Below are 14,822 nucleotides of genomic sequence, written 5' to 3'. Positions count from 1 at the left end.
GGTTTGCGCCTTGCCCGTGTTCCGCCTATGATCGAGGTGTAAACGTCGTTCCTTGGGTGCTGAGATGGGCCGCCTGTTCACCTTGCGCGACGAAGACTTCCACGCCTGGACGCAGGAGCAGGCGACTGCGCTGCGTCAGGCGGCCGAGTCGCGGATCAACCTGCCCGTCGACTGGGAAAATCTCGCGGAAGAGGTGGAGGAGATGGGCGGGCAGCTGCGCACCGAGATCGCCAGCGCGCTGGCCCGCATCATCGAGCATCTCCTGAAGCTGGAACACTCCCACGCCGCCGATCCACGCCGGGGCTGGGTCAATTCCGTCCTGGAGCACCGCGACCGGATCGCCCTGCTGCTGGAGGACAGCCCGAGCCTCCGGCGTCATATGGACGACCTGCTGGTGCGCGGCTGGAAGCATGGCCGCAAATACGCCCTGCGCGGCTTGGCACAGGACGAAATCGGCGACAAGGACCTTCCCGCCCTGTGCCCCTATCGCCTGGATGAGGTGCTGGACGATGGGTGGTGGCCGGAAAATCGCCACGGCCTGCCGCCGGTGGAAGCGATTTCTTAATCCTGTTGGACAACAACACTCTGCGCAGTGCGGCTGATTCCGCTGCGAACCGGAGATCATAGATGGCTGAAGTCACCACCAACGGGCTGGCGTTCGCGTCCTTCATGCTGAGCGCCAAGATTCTGGAGACGCTGCAGGCGAAGGGCGTGCTGACCAACGAAGAGGTGGTGAAGACCATCCAGGCCGCCCACACCCAGCTGGTCAGCAACGACAACCCGCTGGCGAGCGAGGCCGCCGTCGCCCTCGCCCACTTCTTCGCGCCCGCGCCGAAGGAATGAGCGGCCGGCGCAAGGCCGGGGCGTCGCCGCGGGGTTACCCGCGCGGCGGCGCCTTCGCCAGGGCCTCCCGCAGGTCCGGCATCAGCACCGCGCCCAGAATGGCGATCATCGGCAGGAGCGCGTAATCGCCAGCCGCGGCCGCCTCGATCAGTTCGGCGCGGGTCAGCAGTTCCAAGCGCATTTCCTCCAGGTCGCCGGAGTCCGGCTCCCTGACCTTGCGCGCGCCGCGGGCGTGGAACATGTGACAGGTGCAGCCCCGCTGGTTGCCCTGGACCACGTAGGACCCGAGCGCCGTCCAGTCCGCCGCCTCGTAGCCCGTCTCCTCCATCAGCTCGCGCTTGGCGGCGAGCAGGGGTTCCTCCCCCGGAGAGATCATTCCGGCCGGGAAGGTCTGGCTGACCCGGCGCGGACCGTGCTTGTACTGGCGCAGCATCAGCGCGCGGCCCTGCTCGTCCTCGGCGAACATCAGGACGAAGTCGTGCTGCTCGATCTGATAGTAGTTCTCCACCCGGCGCCCGTCCGGAAGCTCGACCGTCTGGGCATGCACGCGCAGGAAATGGCCGGCGTCCAGGAGCACACGGCTGTCCAGGACGGTCCAGGGCTTCAGCTGGTCACTCATGCAGCCATCGTTCATGTGCTTGGGGCTCCGTAGGGCGGCTGCGTGTAACCGGCCGGGGACAGGGTGAAGATCTCGCAGCCGGTCTCGGTGATGCCGACCTGGTGCTCGAACTGGGCGGACAGGGAGCGGTCGCGGGTCACGGTGGTCCAGCCGTCGGACAGGATCTTCACGTCGGGCTTGCCGGCGTTGAGCATCGGCTCGATGGTGAAGACCATGCCGGGCTGCAGCAGGACGCCGGTGCCCGGCTTGCCGAAATGGTCGACGTGCGGCGCGTCGTGGAAGACGCGGCCGATGCCGTGGCCGCCGAAGTCGCGCACCACGCCGTAGCGGTGGGATTCGGCAAGCGTCTGGATGGCGTGGCCGATGTCGCCCAGGTGGTTGCCGGGCTTGGCCTGCGCGATGCCGGCCATCATCGCCTGATAGGTGATGTCGACCAGCTTGCGCGCCTTCACGCCGATCTTGTCGCCGACGAAGAACATGCGGCTTGTGTCGCCGTACCATCCCTCAAGGATCACCGTGACGTCGATGTTCACGATGTCGCCGTCGACCAGTTTCTTGTCGTCGCTGGGGATGCCGTGGTTGACGACGTGGTTCGGCGAAATGCAGCTGGCCGCCGGGTAGTCGTGATAGCCCAGCGTCGCGGGAATGGCGCCGTTGTCCCGCATGTAGGTCTCGATCAGCCGGTTGAGATGCCCGGTGCTGACACCCGGCACCACGTGCGGCGTGATGTGGTCGAGCGTCGCCGCGGCCAGCCGCCCGGCCTTCCGCAACGCCTCGAACTCCTCCGCACCGTGCAAGGGAATGCGCCTACCGTCCTTGTCCGCCACCGCGTTACCTTCCTTCCTCATGTCAAGCCAGGCTTCGGGCCAGAACCTACCACCGGAGCCGCCCAAGAAAAGCCCCAGGATTTTTATCGCTTCAGCCATAGGATTTATGACCGGGGCTTGCTATATGTGGGGCGCCTTCGGAACCCGCTGCCCCAAAGCCTGTTAGACCCTTGGCCAAGCCCTCCACCCGCTACGCCTGCCAGTCTTGCGGCGCGACCTTCCCGAAATGGGCGGGGCGTTGCGACGCGTGCGGCGAATGGAACACCCTCGTCGAGGAAACGGCTCCGGAGAGCGCGCCGAAGGGACTCGGCGCCGCGCGCGGTCGCCGGATCGACTTCGTCGGGCTGGCCGGCAGCAGCGAGGCGCCGCCCCGCCGCCTGACCAACATCGCGGAGTTCGACCGCGTCTGCGGCGGCGGCCTCGTCCCCGGATCGGCCATCCTGATCGGCGGCGACCCGGGCATCGGCAAGTCGACCCTTCTCCTCCAGGCCATGGCGCGCCTGTCCCAGGAACACCGCTGCGCCTACGTTTCCGGCGAGGAGGCGGTGGACCAGGTGCGCCTGCGCGCCCAGCGCCTGGGCTGCGCGGCAGCCCCCGTCCAGCTCGCCTCCGCCACCAGCGTGCGCGACATCGTGGCCTCGCTGGACAGCACCGACGGGCCGGACGTCGTCGTCATCGACTCCATCCAGACCATGTATGTGGACAACCTGGACAGCGCGCCCGGCACGGTGGCGCAGGTCCGGGCGAGCGCGCAGGAGCTGATCCGCGTCGCCAAGCGGCGCGGCGTCGTGCTGCTGCTGGTCGGCCACGTCACCAAGGAAGGCATGATCGCCGGCCCCCGCGTGCTGGAGCACATGGTGGACACGGTGCTCTATTTCGAAGGCGAGCGCGGCCACCAGTTCCGCATCCTGCGGGCGGTGAAGAACCGCTTCGGCGCCACCGACGAGATCGGCGTCTTCGAGATGACCGACGGCGGCCTGGGTGAGGTCTCCAACCCCTCCGCCCTGTTCCTGGCGGAACGGCGCGGCGACGTGTCGGGTGCCGCCGTCTTCGCTGGCATGGAGGGCACGCGGCCCGTTCTGGTGGAGGTGCAGGCGCTGGTCGCCCCCTCCCCGCTCGGCACGCCGCGGCGCGCCGTGGTCGGCTGGGATTCGGCGCGGCTCGCCATGGTGCTGGCTGTGCTGGAGGCGCGCTGCGGCGTGCAGATCGGCGCCAACGACGTCTACCTGAACGTAGCCGGCGGCCTGCGCATCACCGAGCCCGCGGCCGACCTCGCCGTCGCCGCGGCGCTCGTGTCCTCCCTGACGGGAGAGCCCGTTCCGGCCGACGCCGTGGTGTTCGGCGAGATCGGCCTGTCCGGCGAGGTGCGCGCGGTCGGCCAGAGCGACACGCGGCTGAAGGAAGCCGCGAAGCTGGGGTTTTCGACGGCGATCTTTCCGGCCCGACGGAACGGCCAGAAGGGCGGCCGGGGCGACGGCACCCTGAAGACGGTGGAGCTTCAGCAGTTGGGCGAGCTGATGCCCCTGTTCCAGGCCGGGGGCGGGCGGCCGCCGCGCGGCAGGGATTAGGGCTCTGTAGAGGATTGGGCTCTATAGAAGAGTGCCCACAGGAGGCGCCCGGAACCGGGCTTTTGAGAGAGCACGAGGCGTAGCGGAGTCCATGGATACCTTCCCGATCAACCCGGCGGACCTGGCGGTCATCGTCGTGCTTCTGCTGTCGGCGTTGCTGGCCTTCACCCGCGGCATGGTCGCCGAGGTGCTGTCCGTCGCCGCCTGGGCGGGTGCGGCGCTGGTGACGCTGAACGCCCTGCCCTACGCCCTGCCCATCGCGCAGCGCTACATCCACGTGGAGATGGCGGCCTACGCCGCGTCCGCCGTGGCGCTGTTCGTGGTCAGCCTTGTGTTTTTCACAATCCTCGGCCGGGCGGCCTCGCGCGGGGTGCAGAACTCCGGCCTTTCGGCGCTGGACCGGTCGCTGGGCTTCGTTTTCGGGCTGCTGAAGGGCGCCATCCTCGCGTCCGTCGCATATCTGTTCTTCGCCTGGCTTGTGCCGAACCCGGCCGAGCATCCGGCGTGGCTGCAGGCAGCCAAGACCCGGCCCTTGCTGGTGACCGGGGCCGGCATGATCTATGAGGTCATGCCGGAGAACCTCCGCAAGGATGGCCTCGGCCAGATGGACATGGCGCGCGAGCGTGCGCGCCAAGCCATCGAAGCGAAGGAGGCGCTCGACCGCCTGTCGACTCCGGTGCCCGGAGCGACCAAGACCGGTGGTGCGTCCCAACCCGATACCGGCTATAAGGACCGCGACCGCGGTGACCTTGAGCGATTGATCCAGAACGCGCGCTGAAAGGCGCCCGTCAACACGCCCCCGATCGGGCTGAGTGAGACCGACGCCTGTGCATGACGAGGATTCCCCGATGCTGACGACGCATCCGTTCGACGACGACAAGCTGCGCGAGGAGTGCGGCGTGTTCGGCATCCGCAGCCACACCCAAGCGGCGGCCATCACGGCGCTGGGCCTGCACGCGCTGCAGCACCGCGGACAGGAGGCCTGCGGCATCGTCAGCTACGACGGGGACCGCTTCCACCTGCAGCACGCGCTGGGGCTGGTCGGCGACCATTTCTCATCCGAGTCGGTGATCGCCAAGCTGAAGGGCGTCCAGGCCATCGGCCACGTCCGCTACGCCACCACGGGCGACACCACGATCCGCAACGTCCAGCCGCTCTACGCCGACTTCGAGTTCGGCGGCTTCGCGCTGGCCCACAACGGCAACCTGACCAACGCGCACACGCTGCGCCGCCAGCTGGTCCGGCGCGGCTGCCTGTTCCAGTCGACCACCGACACCGAGACCATCGTCCACCTGATGGCCATGGCCCGCGGCGGCTCGCCGGTCGACCGGCTGATCGAGGCGGTGCGGCAGGTCGAGGGCGCCTTCTCCCTTGTGGCGCTGACCCCGAACGAGGTGATCGGCGTGCGCGACCCCCTGGGCGTCCGCCCGCTGGTCCTGGGTAAGCTCGGCGATACCCACATCCTGACCAGCGAGACCTGCGCGCTGGACATCGTCGGCGCCGAATATGTCCGCGACGTCGAGCCGGGCGAGATGATCGTGCTGAACGACCAGGGTATGCAGAGCCTGCGTCCGTTCCAGCCGCAGGGTCGCCGCTTCTGCATCTTCGAATACATCTACTTCGCGCGGCCGGACAGCGTGATGGAGGGCTCCTCCGTCTACAACGCCCGCCAGCGGATCGGCGCCGAACTGGCCCGCGAATCGGGCATCGAGGCCGACGTGGTCGTGCCGGTGCCGGACAGCGGCGTGCCCGCGGCCATCGGCTACGCCACGCAGAGCGGCGTGCCGTTCGAGTTGGGCATCATCCGCAACCATTACGTCGGCCGCACCTTCATCGAGCCGACCGACCAGATCCGCCACCTGGGCGTGAAGCTGAAGCACAACGCCAACCGCGCCATGATCGAGGGCAAGCGGGTGGTGCTGGTGGACGACAGCATCGTGCGCGGCACGACGTCGAAGAAGATCGTGGAGATGGTGCGCGCCGCCGGCGCCAAGGAGGTGCACATGCGCATCTCCAGCCCGCCGACTTCGCACCCCTGCTTCTACGGCATCGACACGCCGGAACAGAGCAAGCTGCTGGCCCACCGCATGTCGGTCGAGGAGATGCGGGACTTCATCCAGGCCGACAGCTTGGCCTTCATCTCGCTGGACGGCCTGTACCGCGCCATGGGCGAGGAGCGCCGCGACCCGAACAAGCTGCGCTTCTGCGACGCCTGCTTCACCGGCGACTACCCGATCCCGCTGACCGACGCGGTGGACAACCCGCCGGTCGAGGCGAACGTCCGCATCCGCGCGTAACACAGCACCGCTTCCCGCAAGGCCGGCCGCTCCCTCAAGGACGGCCGGCCTGTTTCGCATCCACCCTCAGCCTGTCGAGCCGCATCATGTCCCGTCTGAACGGTCGCATCGCCCTCATCACCGGCGCATCGCGCGGCATCGGCGCCGCCGTCGCCAAGCGCTTCGCCGCCGAGGGCGCCCACGTCATCCTGACCGCCCGCACCGTCGGCGGGCTGGAGGAAACCGACGACGCGATCTTCCAGGCGACCGGCCGCAACGCGACCCTGGTCCCGCTCGACCTGCGGCAGTTCGACAAGATCGACCAACTCGGCTATTCCATCTACGAGCGGTTCGGCAAGCTGGACATCCTCGTCGGCAACGCCGGCGCGCTGGAGGCCCTGGGCCCGGTCGCCCATTACGATCCCAAGCTGTGGCAGCGCGTGATGGACGTGAACGTCACGGCCAACTACCGGCTGATCCGCTCCTTCGACCGCCTGCTGCGCGCGTCCGACGCCGGCCGGGCCATCTTCGTGACGTCCGGTGCGGCGTCCGCGCCCTATCCCTACTGGAGCCCCTACGGCGCCAGCAAGGCGGCGCTGGAAATGATGGTGAAGACCTACGCGATGGAAATCGCCTCCTCCAACCTGCGCGTCAACCTGATCGACCCGGGCATCGTCGCGACGAAGCTGCGCATGCAGGCCTTCCCCGGCGAGGACCAGACCAAGCTGGCCCAGCCCGACGACGTGGCCGGCCGCTTCGTGGATCTGGCCGAGGCCGGCTACACCGGGAATGGTGAGGTGGTTTCGGCGTAGGGCGATTGGTGGTCGCGTTGGGCCCCCACCCAACCCTCCCCCACCTTCGGCGGGGGAGAGCTTTCAGGAACGCGCGGCGGAGTTCCCTCCCCCGTCGAAGATGGGGGAGGGTTAGGGTGGGGGCCCAGTGAGACCACTCACCCCCGATCAATCGTCGGCGTAAGGGTTCTTCTGCTTGCGCAGCAGCAGGCGGACCGGCACGCCCGGCAGTTCGAACGTCTCGCGCAGGTGCCCGATCAGATACCGCTGGTAGCTTTCCGGCAGGTCCAGCGGCTTGTTTACGAACAGGGCGACGGTCGGCGGGCGGGTCTTTACCTGGGTGGCGTAGCGGATCTTCACGCGGCGGCCTTCGACCAAGGGCGGCGGGTGATGCTCCAGCACGCCCTCAATCCAGCGATTCAGCTGGGCCGTCGGGATGCGGCGGTTCCACTGGGCGTAGGTCGACAGGATCGAGTCGAGCAGCGTGTCCAGCTTCTTGCCCTGGAGCGCGGAGATGGTCACGACCTCAACGCCCTTGATCTGGGCGAGCGTCGCCTGGAGCTTGTCCTCCACTTGGCGCAGCGCCATGGCGCGGTCGTCGACGGCGTCCCACTTGTTCAGCGCGATGACCAGGGCGCGGCCTTCCTCCACCACCATGCGGGCGATGGTCAGGTCCTGCTTGTCCAGGATCTGGTTGGCGTCCACGACCAGCAGAACGACCTGCGCCATGCGGATGACGCGCAGGGCGTCGGCCACCGCCAGCTTCTCGACCTTCGCGTCCACGCGGGCGCGCTTGCGCATACCCGCCGTGTCCACCAGGCGGAACTTGCGGCCGCGCCACTCCCAGTCCACGCTGATGGCGTCGCGCGTCATGCCGGCCTCCGGGCCGGTCAGCACGCGCTCCTCGCCGATCAGGCTGTTCAGCAGGGTCGACTTGCCGACGTTGGGACGGCCGACGATGGCGATCTGGATGGGCTTCGCCAGATCCTCGGCGGGCTCCGGCTGGTCGCCGATGGGGAGGTCGCTGCCTTCGGCCGGGGCGGCCTCGACCTCGTCCTCTTCCTCGTCCTCCTTGGGGGCGAAGGGCAGCAGGGCCTGGACGAGGTCGGCCATGCCCTCGCCATGCTCCGCTGACAAGGGAATCGGCTCGCCGAGGCCAAGCTCGAACGCCTCGTAGAGGCCGGGCATTCCCGCCTTGCCTTCCGCCTTGTTGGCGACCAGCAGGACCGGAGTCTTGCCCTTGCGCAGCAGGGAGGCGAAATGCCGGTCCAGCGGCGTGATGCCGGCGCGGGCGTCCACGATGAACAGCGCCACGTCGGCGCGGTCCAGCGCGCGTTCGGTCTGGCGGCGCATGCGCGCCTCCAGGCTGTCGTCGGTGACGTCCTCAAGACCCGCGGTGTCGACCACGGTGAAGGACAGGCCGCCCATACGGGCGGGGGCCGAGCGCCAGTCGCGCGTCACGCCCGGCGTGTCGTCGACCAGCGCCAGCTTCTTGCCGGCCAGACGGTTGAACAGGGTCGACTTGCCGACGTTCGGCCGGCCGACGAGAGCCACGGTAAAGGACATCGGGCCGGAGGCCTCACTCACACAGGAATTAAAAGAGCGGTCAACGGTACGCGACCAGCGTCCCGTTGTCGCCCAGAACATATAGGGTGTTGTTCGCGACGATTGGAGGCAGGTAGCTGCCGGACTGGAGCGAATAACGGGTGACGATCTGCCCGTCGGACGGCGACAAGGCCAGCATCTGGCCGTGCGATCCGGTGACGTACAGCTTTCCGCCGGCCAGGACCGGGCCGGACCAGGTGATCGGGCCCTTCTTGTCCTCCATGTCCTTGAACCGGTCGAGCGAGGTCACCCAGCGGATGCGCCCGGCCTGCCGGGACATCGCCACCACCTCCGAATCGTTGGTGATGACATACAGGTAATCGCCGGCCAGCCACGGGGTCTGTGTCCCGCCGATCTCCGCCTCCCAGACCCGGACGCCGATGCGCTCGTCGATCGCCACCGTGCGGCCGGAATGGCCGATGGCGTAGACGATGCCACGGTCGATGACCGGGAGGCCGCGGATGTCGGCCAGGCTGCTGAGCGCGCCCGCGCGGCGGATGGCCGCCAGGCTCTCCTGCCAGGCGACACGGCCGTTCTCCGGCCGCAGCCCGTACAGCTCGCCGGAGGAATAGGGGGCCACGACCAGGGTCGACGTCGCCGCCGGGCTGACGGCGCCCAGCAGGCCGGCGGTTTCCAGGATGCCCTGGTGGGTCCACTGGACGGCACCATCGGTCGCCGACAGGGCGGCCAACTGGTTGTCGAGCGTCAGCACATAGACGCGCCCGCCCTCCACCGTCGGCGCGCCGCGGACCGGACCCGGCACGCGCTTGCGCCAGATGACGTTGCCGTTGGCCGGATCGAGCGCCAGAACCTCGGCGTAGCCCGTCGCGGCGAAGATCCGGCCGTCGGCGTAGGCCACGCCGCCGCCGCTGGCGCCGCCGCGCTCGTTCTCCGGCTTGGTGTCGACGCGCCACAGCTGGCGGCCGGTCTTCTCGTCCAGGGCCGCGACGTGCGAATCCGCGTCCATGGCGACGATCTTGCCGTCGGCGACCACCGGGGTGGACAGCAGCATGCGCGAGCTGCTGGAGCCCGAGCCGATGTCGCCGCGCCACGCTTCCGCCGGGTTCGCCGACAGGGCGAGGTGCCCCAGGGCATGGTCCGGCGTGCCGCCCGCCTGCGCCCAGGCCGCGTTGGCGACGGCCGGCGGCAGGGTCACCGCGGTGTCGGCGATGCGCGGGTCCACCTCCAGCTTGCGCTCGCGGGTCAGCACGGCGACGCGCTGCCCCGGCAGGGGCGGATCGGGCGTCTTGCCGAACCAATCGTTCACGGTGTCGCAGCCGGCGAGCAGCACGGCGAGAAGCGAGGTGGACAGCAGCGCCGCGCGCGACAGGGCGCGGGCCTTGGCTTTCTTGGCCTTGGGAGTGCGGGTCATCAGGACTTGCCGTAGAGGGTGGCGAGATCCGCGGCGCGCGAGCGGACGCCCGCCGGAGCCTGAGAGTCGTCGGCCAGTTGCTGGAACAGGGTGCGCGCCTTGTCCTTGTCGCCGGCGCGGGCGGCCAGGACGCCGCTCATCTCGCGCGCGGAGAAGCGCCAGGGGCTGGACTCGGCGGTCAGCGGCTGGAGGCGCGCCTGAAGCTGCGCCGGATCGCCGCTGCCCAGCTGGTGCATCACCGACAGCAGGGACGCGAGGTCGCGGTAGACGCCGTTGACGGCGCCGTTGGCGGCGAGCTTGTCGTAGACCTCCACCGCCTCGGCGGTCTTGCCCTCGCGGGTCAGGAGAGCGGCGGCGTTCAGCTGGGCCAGCGCCGCCATGCCCGGATCGGCCTTTCCGGCGAAGGCGGCCAGCGCCTCCACGCCCTTCTCCGGCCCCTGCCCCGTCTGGGAGAGCGCCGCGGCCAGGGCCGCCGTCTCCTGCTGGTGCTGCGACTGCTGCCAGCTGCGCCACGCGGTGTAGCCGCCGGTGCCGGCGACGATCACCAGGGCGCCGGCAAGCATGATCCCGCCATAGCGCTTGAACAGGCGCTCCATGCGGTCTCGGCGCAAATCCTCGTCGACTTCGCGGAAAATATCGCTCATGGCCCTACAGCGGCGTCCGACGGCGCGAAGGCCGTCCTTGCGTGTGTCGTGCACCCGCACGCGAATGCGGCGGGCGATTGCTAGTGCTTCACAGGGCCGGATAGCATTGGCCGACGCACGCGGTCAAGGCGCAAGGCTGCCTTTTGGATATCGGTCCTCTCTGGCAGCCCTCCCCCGTGGGGGGAGGACGCCGTTCTCCGTCAGGCCGGGTCACGCCATTTGATCGAGCAGCCCATGCTGGGGATCTGGTCGGCCGGCCCCTGCCCCGTGTCGGCGATTCGGACCATGGCGTGGTACAGCTCGCGCGGGGCATCGGGGATGAGCTGCGTCTTCGAGGCGTCGAGCCGCCCCCGATACTGCAGGCACAGGTCGGCGTTGAATCCGAAGAAGTCCGGCGTGCACACCGCCCCGTAGGCCCGCGCGACCTCCTGGGTTTCGTCGAGCAGGTAGGGAAACGGAAAGCCGTTCTCCTGCGCGAAGCGCTTCATGTTGTCGAAGCCATCCTCCGGATAGCGGTCGGTGTCGTTCGACATGATGGCGACGGCGTTGATCCCGTGCGGCTTCAGCGCGTTCGCCTCGTCGACGATTCGCCCGATGACGGCCTTCACGTAGGGGCAGTGGTTGCAGATGAACATCACCAGCGTCCCCTTCGGCCCGCGCAGGTCGGCGAGGCTGTAGGTCTTGCCGTCGGTTCCCTTGAGGCTGAAGTCCACCGCCTTCCAGCCGAACTCGCACACCGGGGTTTCCGCCATCGTCGTTTCCTCTTCCTGGGCTCTGATTCCCGTCACTGCCGGACGGCAATATAAGACGTGAGGCGAAACCCGGAATCGGAAAGGCCGCGGGGGCACGTTCGTCGCACCCTCTCGCGGCCTTCCGCGGTCGTCGTTTCCATCCCTTTTCGTGTCGAAAAGGTCCCTGCCGGGGTCTCAAGCCCCGGTCAGGACGCCATCGCCGCAGCGGCGATGACCGCCTGGGTGCGGTTCTTCACGCCGAGCGACTTGAAGATCGCGGTGACGTGGATCTTCACCGTGCCTTCCGACAGGCCCAGCTCGTAGGCGATCTGCTTGTTCGACTTGCCGGCGCGCAGGCAGTCGAGGACCTCGCGCTGGCGCTGGGTCAGGCCATAGCCGGAGTTGCGGTCCACGCCGTCCATCGTGCGGCGGCGCGGGGACTGCTCGGTGGCCACCGCCGCGGCCAGGGCGTTGGGCGGAACGTAGATGCCGCCGGAGAAGACGAGGTTCAGCGCGCCCATCATCACCTTGACGCTGCTGGACTTCGGAATGTAGCCCGTCGCCCCGTGGTCGAGCGCGCCGCGGATGTCGCTCAGCTGCTCCGACGCGGAGATCACCACGACGGGGACGCCCGGCTGCAGGGCCTGCACGTCGCGCAGGCCGTCGAAGCCCGGCCAGCTCGGCATATGGAGATCCATCAGGACGATGTCGAAGCTGCCGCCGGTGCGGCACTGCTCGACGACCTCGTTGAAGGTGCCGGCCTCCACGAAGGTGGCTTCGGTGTGAAGCTGCTCCAGCAAACGACGCAGGCCTTCACGAAAAAGGAGATGGTCATCGCCGATCAGAATTCTCATGGTCCCCGTCCACCCTGTTTTTGCTGCCGAATTCTTCTGGAGCCGATCGCCCCTCCTGTCCGGGTCACCCCCACGGTGACTGGACCATTCCCCGCCTAGATGGCTTGAGTGTTAGCTACCACATTCGGGCGAGTACCGACATACCGACAACGGCCATAGGTCATTTGCGGTTGCGGAAAGACCTTCGACACGGGTACGGCAGCGGGAACAAAAGGGGAAATACGCCACAGGTCATAGGACCCAGCCGGAAAGTAAAGCCGCGGCGTTCGGCGGTGGCGGGTCAACCCGGGAACCCGCGCGCAGGCGGCCTGTTTCCGGACGTGCGAAGCGCACAAACCCATTGCAGCCGGAAATAGTTAATTTTTTCCAAACGGGACAATTTCACGCCGTCTGGGCTTATCCGATCGGCATTGAAGCCACAGCCCCGCCGAACAGATGCCCCATGGCCTTTCTGGCAGGCTCGTCGCGAAAGTATTATCGCTCCGAGGGGCTGGATCGCCATTCAGATGTGCTTGACGATCTTGAGTGATCGTCTATCGTTTGATTTACGCAGCACAGTCCTAATTTATAAAATCATAGATACAGTGTCAAGTTTTTTTCCAGCTTTGAAAGACATATCCAAGATATTCGATGCAGTCTTTAACCGAAGTCGTTCGTGTTTCAACCAACCTCAACAGGCGGCGACAATGCCCGTCAAGGGCCTGCCGTGGATGCCTCCTCCAAACAGAGCTGACCCATGCACATGAACCATGAGTACGCCCAAGAGAAAGCATCGCACTCGACCCGCAACGCGGTGACCCCCATGCACGTCTGCCTGATCCTTGACAACAATTCCCTGACCGACACCGTGGTGCAGGCGCTGGACAAGGCAGGCCGTCATCGCGTGACCGTCTTCCACGACATCACCGAACTGACGCAGAGCACGCTGACTCCTGACGCGATTCTGATCGGGCTTCAGCAGTTCACCGCCCTGCGCGAGAACGAGCCGATGGTGTACCTGCGCCTGTCGCGCCGGTCACGGATCGTCGTGGTGCTGTCGTCGCGGGAACTGCTCGATGCCGCCCACATCCTCGCTTTCGCGGACGCCTGGGTGTTCGAGGACATCAACGTCGACCGGATCAACGAGCTTCTGGACCTCGGACTGGAGGGGCATTGCCTGATGCCCAAGCAGTTCCTGTCCCGTCTCGGCGTCGACGAGATCAGGCTGACGCTGCTGCCGCGGCTGTCGGAACCGGAGTTCGAGACGCTGCGCCTTCTCGGCCAGGGCCTGAACAACCGGACGATCGCCAACCAGCTCGACTTGTCCGAGGCGGTGATCAAGTCGATGGTGCGCAGCGTGCTGTCCAAGCTGCACTTCCGCAACAGAACGGAAGCCGGCGTCTTCGCCGCGCGCCAGCAAAGCGCGCTCCAGTCCGCGCGCGAGGGCATGGTCCCGCACCACATGCACGCCCCCCAGGCCCACCGTCCAGGCGCCTGACGGCCCATTCCCTTTTCCCCTCCCCCATCTCTCTCTGCATCCCGGCCACCGCGCCGGGATATTCTTTCACTCCACGCACACAACAAAGCGGCACAGCGCGCAGCGCGTCCTGTGGGTGGAACCACGTCGGACGCGCTGCGCGCTGTGCCGCTTGGGCGGTGCTATGCGTGCGGGGGACGGTGGAAACGGCCACCGACCGGCTGCGCGCTTGGCACAGCCGGTCCGGTTGGCCCCGGGATGACGCCAGAGGTTACTGGTTAGCGGCCGCCGCGACGGCCCCGGCGCCGGCCAGTTCGCCGCCGATGCCGTTGTTGAGCGCCCAAATGGCCGCCTGGGTACGGTTCGACGCGTTGATCTTGCGCAGCAGGCTCTTCAAGTGAACCTTCACCGTGGCCTCGGTGATGTTCAGGTGGTTGGCGATCATCTTGTTGCTGTCGCCGTTCAGCAGGCAACGCAGGATCTGCACCTCGCGCTGCGACAGCCCCTTGCGCGACACCGGCATGTCGGTGCCGTTGCCGTTGACGCGGCCGGAGATGAGCAGCGCCGCCAGGTGCGTCGGGAACACCTTCTCGCCCATCATGACGAGACGCAGGGATTGCGCCAGGGCGTCGGACGACAGATCCTTCATCAGGTAGCCGTCGGCCCCGGCCTCCAGCGCGTTGGCGAGGCGCCGGGTGCACAGGTCGCTGGTCAGGATGACCATGCGTGCTTCCGGAAGCTGCGCCCGCAGGCGGCGCATGCCCTCCGCTTCTTCTTCACCACCGTTCACGAGGTCGAGCAGGATGAGCTGGGGACGCAATCCGTTCTCGACGGTGTTCAGCGCTTCACGCAGGTTGCCGGCCTCGGCGACGATCTGGAACGGTGAGTCGTCCAATAGCCGCTTCAGGCCCTCGCGGAACAGCTTGTTGGAGTCGATCAGAAAAGCACGCACTGGTTCCATTGGTCAGCTCCCGCGAATTTTGGAAAGTTGCTCAGACTCCTTGGGCAATCTTGTAGGCTACCGGTTACCCGAGGTTTCCTCACTCCGTGCCCCCTGATGGCATCGACGTGCCGATATTTTGGATGACCTTACCCCTGTGTCGTGCAGAACGGTACCACTCTGTGGGATTAAAAGAAGAACGCATTAGGCATATGCGCAAAGCTACTTTCGAATCATGGGTGACACGTTCACTTTAAAAGTAACCGACCTATCTTTTCGAAAGTATAGTTTTGCTG

General features: G+C 67.3%; 15 protein-coding genes. 7 read left to right on the top strand and 8 right to left on the bottom strand.

Annotated features, from left to right (window positions below):
• Positions 1 to 64 precede the first annotated feature (64 nt).
• Together J2851_RS22010 and J2851_RS22005 are read left to right on the top strand one after the other, a co-directional pair.
• On the top strand, positions 65 to 565 hold the full coding sequence (locus J2851_RS22010) for a DUF29 domain-containing protein (RefSeq protein ID WP_209768914.1): 501 nt from the start codon (positions 65 to 67) through the stop codon (positions 563 to 565).
• Between the two features lie 62 nt (positions 566 to 627).
• Positions 628 to 843 (top strand): hypothetical protein, encoded by a 216-nt coding sequence (locus tag J2851_RS22005; protein ID WP_209768913.1) that lies wholly within the window; start codon positions 628 to 630, stop codon positions 841 to 843.
• 34 nt (positions 844 to 877) lie between these two features.
• Here J2851_RS22005 and J2851_RS22000 read toward each other — a convergent pair whose 3' ends face one another.
• Together J2851_RS22000 and map are read right to left on the bottom strand one after the other, a co-directional pair.
• On the bottom strand, positions 878 to 1,462 hold the full coding sequence (locus tag J2851_RS22000) for an NUDIX hydrolase (RefSeq protein WP_209768912.1): 585 nt from the start codon (positions 1,460 to 1,462) through the stop codon (positions 878 to 880).
• Between the two features lie 11 nt (positions 1,463 to 1,473).
• Positions 1,474 to 2,310: a type I methionyl aminopeptidase gene (map, locus tag J2851_RS21995; RefSeq protein WP_209768911.1), complete on the bottom strand. Its 837-nt coding sequence runs from the start codon at positions 2,308 to 2,310 to the stop codon at positions 1,474 to 1,476.
• Positions 2,311 to 2,459: 149 nt separating this feature from the next.
• Here map and radA point away from each other — a divergent pair, with 149 nt between their 5' ends.
• The 4 genes from radA to J2851_RS21975 all read left to right on the top strand — a co-directional run bounded on the left by radA (position 2,460) and on the right by J2851_RS21975 (position 6,945).
• Positions 2,460 to 3,857 carry a DNA repair protein RadA gene (gene radA / locus J2851_RS21990; RefSeq protein ID WP_209768909.1) on the top strand — a complete coding sequence of 466 codons (1,398 nt, stop codon included), beginning with the start codon at positions 2,460 to 2,462 and terminating at the stop codon, positions 3,855 to 3,857.
• 91 nt (positions 3,858 to 3,948) lie between these two features.
• Positions 3,949 to 4,635 (top strand): CvpA family protein, encoded by a 687-nt coding sequence (locus tag J2851_RS21985; protein ID WP_209768908.1) that lies wholly within the window; start codon positions 3,949 to 3,951, stop codon positions 4,633 to 4,635.
• Between the two features lie 70 nt (positions 4,636 to 4,705).
• A complete protein-coding gene (purF, locus tag J2851_RS21980) occupies positions 4,706 to 6,154 on the top strand; it encodes an amidophosphoribosyltransferase (RefSeq protein ID WP_209768906.1) in 1,449 nt (482 codons plus the stop codon).
• An 86-nt stretch (positions 6,155 to 6,240) separates the two neighbouring features.
• On the top strand, positions 6,241 to 6,945 hold the full coding sequence (locus tag J2851_RS21975) for an SDR family NAD(P)-dependent oxidoreductase (protein WP_209768904.1): 705 nt from the start codon (positions 6,241 to 6,243) through the stop codon (positions 6,943 to 6,945).
• A gap of 147 nt (positions 6,946 to 7,092) precedes the next feature.
• Here the strand turns inward: J2851_RS21975 and der are convergent, their stop codons facing one another.
• From der to J2851_RS21950, 5 genes are all read right to left on the bottom strand, one after another.
• On the bottom strand, positions 7,093 to 8,490 hold the full coding sequence (gene der, locus J2851_RS21970; RefSeq protein ID WP_209768903.1) for a ribosome biogenesis GTPase Der: 1,398 nt from the start codon (positions 8,488 to 8,490) through the stop codon (positions 7,093 to 7,095).
• Positions 8,491 to 8,530: 40 nt separating this feature from the next.
• Positions 8,531 to 9,901: a PQQ-like beta-propeller repeat protein gene (locus J2851_RS21965; RefSeq protein WP_209768902.1), complete on the bottom strand. Its 1,371-nt coding sequence runs from the start codon at positions 9,899 to 9,901 to the stop codon at positions 8,531 to 8,533.
• Positions 9,901 to 10,545, bottom strand: a complete 645-nt coding sequence (locus tag J2851_RS21960; RefSeq protein WP_209768901.1) for a tetratricopeptide repeat protein — start codon at positions 10,543 to 10,545, stop codon at positions 9,901 to 9,903. Before J2851_RS21960 ends, J2851_RS21965 begins: the two co-directional genes overlap by 1 nt.
• 200 nt (positions 10,546 to 10,745) lie before the next feature.
• Positions 10,746 to 11,297: a thioredoxin family protein gene (locus tag J2851_RS21955; RefSeq protein ID WP_209768900.1), complete on the bottom strand. Its 552-nt coding sequence runs from the start codon at positions 11,295 to 11,297 to the stop codon at positions 10,746 to 10,748.
• Positions 11,298 to 11,482: 185 nt separating this feature from the next.
• Complete coding sequence (locus tag J2851_RS21950; protein WP_209768899.1) at positions 11,483 to 12,130, bottom strand: response regulator transcription factor; 648 nt, start codon at positions 12,128 to 12,130, stop codon at positions 11,483 to 11,485.
• Between the two features lie 736 nt (positions 12,131 to 12,866).
• Between J2851_RS21950 and J2851_RS21945 the strand changes: the two genes are divergently transcribed.
• Positions 12,867 to 13,607 (top strand): response regulator transcription factor, encoded by a 741-nt coding sequence (locus tag J2851_RS21945; protein WP_246500842.1) that lies wholly within the window; start codon positions 12,867 to 12,869, stop codon positions 13,605 to 13,607.
• A gap of 250 nt (positions 13,608 to 13,857) precedes the next feature.
• Here J2851_RS21945 and J2851_RS21940 read toward each other — a convergent pair whose 3' ends face one another.
• Positions 13,858 to 14,547: a LuxR C-terminal-related transcriptional regulator gene (locus tag J2851_RS21940; protein WP_209768897.1), complete on the bottom strand. Its 690-nt coding sequence runs from the start codon at positions 14,545 to 14,547 to the stop codon at positions 13,858 to 13,860.
• Positions 14,548 to 14,822 lie beyond the last annotated feature (275 nt).

This window comes from Azospirillum rugosum (assembly GCF_017876155.1).
Classification (GTDB): domain Bacteria; phylum Pseudomonadota; class Alphaproteobacteria; order Azospirillales; family Azospirillaceae; genus Azospirillum; species Azospirillum rugosum.
Note: the sequence above shows the minus strand (reverse complement) of the source record. Positions and strands in the feature narration are given on the sequence as shown.

Coding starts and splice junctions, on each gene's coding strand:
- J2851_RS21950 (WP_209768899.1), bottom strand. CDS start 12,130: ATGAGAATTCTGATCGGCGATGACCATCTCCTTTTTCGTGAAGGCCTG.
- J2851_RS22010 (WP_209768914.1), top strand. CDS start 65: ATGGGCCGCCTGTTCACCTTGCGCGACGAAGACTTCCACGCCTGGACG.
- J2851_RS22005 (WP_209768913.1), top strand. CDS start 628: ATGGCTGAAGTCACCACCAACGGGCTGGCGTTCGCGTCCTTCATGCTG.
- der (WP_209768903.1), bottom strand. CDS start 8,490: ATGTCCTTTACCGTGGCTCTCGTCGGCCGGCCGAACGTCGGCAAGTCG.
- J2851_RS21955 (WP_209768900.1), bottom strand. CDS start 11,297: ATGGCGGAAACCCCGGTGTGCGAGTTCGGCTGGAAGGCGGTGGACTTC.
- J2851_RS21945 (WP_246500842.1), top strand. CDS start 12,867: ATGCACATGAACCATGAGTACGCCCAAGAGAAAGCATCGCACTCGACC.
- J2851_RS21960 (WP_209768901.1), bottom strand. CDS start 10,545: ATGAGCGATATTTTCCGCGAAGTCGACGAGGATTTGCGCCGAGACCGC.
- J2851_RS22000 (WP_209768912.1), bottom strand. CDS start 1,462: ATGAGTGACCAGCTGAAGCCCTGGACCGTCCTGGACAGCCGTGTGCTC.
- purF (WP_209768906.1), top strand. CDS start 4,706: ATGCTGACGACGCATCCGTTCGACGACGACAAGCTGCGCGAGGAGTGC.
- J2851_RS21940 (WP_209768897.1), bottom strand. CDS start 14,547: ATGGAACCAGTGCGTGCTTTTCTGATCGACTCCAACAAGCTGTTCCGC.
- J2851_RS21965 (WP_209768902.1), bottom strand. CDS start 9,901: ATGACCCGCACTCCCAAGGCCAAGAAAGCCAAGGCCCGCGCCCTGTCG.
- J2851_RS21985 (WP_209768908.1), top strand. CDS start 3,949: ATGGATACCTTCCCGATCAACCCGGCGGACCTGGCGGTCATCGTCGTG.
- J2851_RS21975 (WP_209768904.1), top strand. CDS start 6,241: ATGTCCCGTCTGAACGGTCGCATCGCCCTCATCACCGGCGCATCGCGC.
- map (WP_209768911.1), bottom strand. CDS start 2,310: ATGAGGAAGGAAGGTAACGCGGTGGCGGACAAGGACGGTAGGCGCATT.